Below are 624 nucleotides of genomic sequence, written 5' to 3'. Positions count from 1 at the left end.
GGTCTTCGAGCGCTACCTGGTCGCGGACTGCAGCGCGCCGGAGGCCGCCGACCGCGCCGTCGCCGACGCCGAGCTGGCGCTGGGCCGGCTCGACGTGGTGGTGCTCGCCGCGGGCCGCATGCCGATCGGGCGTGCCGAGGCCACGAGCGACGAAGACTGGCGCGGAGCGCTCGGCGCGACGCTGGACTCGGCGTTCTTCGTGGCGCGGGCGGCACTCCCCCGTCTCACGCGCGGATCGTCGATCGTCGCGGTCACCTCGGTGAACTCATCGCTCGCCGCCCCTGCCCTGCCCGCCTACGCGGCCGCCAAGGCGGGCGTGGACGGCCTCGTGCGGCAGCTGGCGCTCGACTACGGCCCCCAGGGCATCCGGGTCAACGCCGTGCAGCCGGGCAGCATCTCAGCCGCGGACACCGGTGAGAGCGAGGGCTACCCCCTCGGACGCATCGGCCGACCGGAGGAGGTCGCCTCGGTCGTGGCATTCCTCGCTTCCGACGCCGCCTCCTTCGTCACGGGAACGTCCATCGCGGTCGACGGCGGCCTCTCGATCTCGTCCCCCGCAGCCTGGCTGAAGCCGGTCCTGCGGGATCGCTGGCTCTGATCCCGCAGTCCACACGACGAAGAAGG

At 73.6% G+C, this 624-nt stretch carries 1 protein-coding gene; it reads left to right on the top strand.

The genetic code is table 11. The features are described 5' to 3' along the window. Positions 1-598: SDR family NAD(P)-dependent oxidoreductase (locus ACNPM4_RS15195; protein WP_448986226.1), on the top strand; the 598-nt coding region annotated here is incomplete at its 5' end. Between the last annotated feature and the right edge of the window lie 26 nt (positions 599-624).

It is taken from the genome of Microbacterium umsixpiens (assembly GCF_053543675.1).
The sequence above is the reverse complement of the archived record's forward strand: the minus strand, read 5'-3'. Positions and strand labels throughout refer to the sequence as shown.